We start from the raw sequence: 1,208 nt of genomic DNA, 5'->3' as shown, positions 1-1,208 counted from the left end.
GAAGCCATAATGGCTCGCTCGTCCTTTCCTTTGCTGGTCAGGGCGGATTCAATTTTGTTGACCGGCCAGCCAAGGCTTTCGCCTTTTTGCAGAAGGATGCTGCCCATACTGGCATCTTCGATAAACACGCCCAGACTGCCGTTGACGGCCACGCATTGGCCTGAAAGCTCGTTGAGTCTTTCAAATACTGAAGGCATCCATACTTCAAGCAGCGCGCCGTCAATCTGCACCACATCCCAGTCGAGGATGGTTAAGCGCATCAGGCCGGGGCGTGTATCAACGGCGTAATAGACAACAGCCGTACCGTCATGCTCAGCTCCGCCTTTAACCGCCGTGTCCATGACGGCAAATACCGCCTGGCACATTTCAGGGTAATCGACCGGCTGATCCTGATTCTCACCCTCGAACCATTTGCGGACGTCGAACAGCGAAGCGGATGACCAGTCTACGAACTGGGCAAGAAACTCCTGACGGAAAACGCGAGGGTCGTTGTTGGCCTCCTCCTTCTCCAGCTCTTCCGGAGGAACGAACGGGTTGGATGACGTAGGCGCGTGGTGCTCGATAAAGCCAAGGTTCTTGTCGTGGCAGATGGCATAGAAGAAGTTATCTTCGTCCACCCCGTCCGGCGTTGAAAATATGTAGGCCCGGCCTTTCGTCGTCAGCAGCGTTGGCTTAATCGACTTCGGCCAAATCTCCCTCAGCATCTCCGGCGACTTGGTAAATGCCGCCTCATCTATCAGGATGATTTCGTATTCACGTCCACGACCAGCCAGTTTGTTGTCGTTGGTGACCCAGAAGTCGATCTTCCCGCCGTTCTTCAGAAGCAGGCGCTTCTCCTGGCGACTAAAGCTTTTCTTAAGCGGCAGCAGGATTTCTTCGAGCTTGTCGTAAATCTCCTGGTACTGGCGATACTCTGCGGTGAAGATACCGACGCGTCCGCCGAGCTCAATGTCCATGCCAGGTCGCTTAAACGGCGAAGTGGCGTAGGTCACGGCAGCACTGGACAGCATGAATGTCTTACCCCAGCGGCGGCCACAGCGGACCGCATGAAGCTGACCATCCCAGGAATCCGACCAGACCTTTAACTGCCCGTCATGCAGCGTAGGCAGGTGAATATCAGCCATATCATCTTCCTGGTATTGGCAATGCGTTATGCACGACGATCGCGTTATCACTACCGCCATCTTTCAATACGCCCACCTCAAGCT

The 1,208-nt window shown here is 54.7% G+C and carries 1 protein-coding gene; it reads right to left on the bottom strand.

Annotated features, from left to right (window positions below; translation table 11 throughout):
* The coding region (locus tag FDX01_RS04420) for a terminase family protein (protein WP_249360863.1) at window positions 1-1,124 on the bottom strand (1,124 nt) is incomplete at its 3' end.
* Window positions 1,125-1,208: the final 84 nt, after the last annotated feature.

It is taken from the genome of Citrobacter sp. wls613, assembly GCF_005281195.1.
In the GTDB taxonomy this organism is placed as follows: Bacteria; Pseudomonadota; Gammaproteobacteria; order Enterobacterales; family Enterobacteriaceae; genus Citrobacter; species Citrobacter gillenii.
The sequence above is the reverse complement of the archived record's forward strand: the minus strand, read 5'-3'. Positions and strand labels throughout refer to the sequence as shown.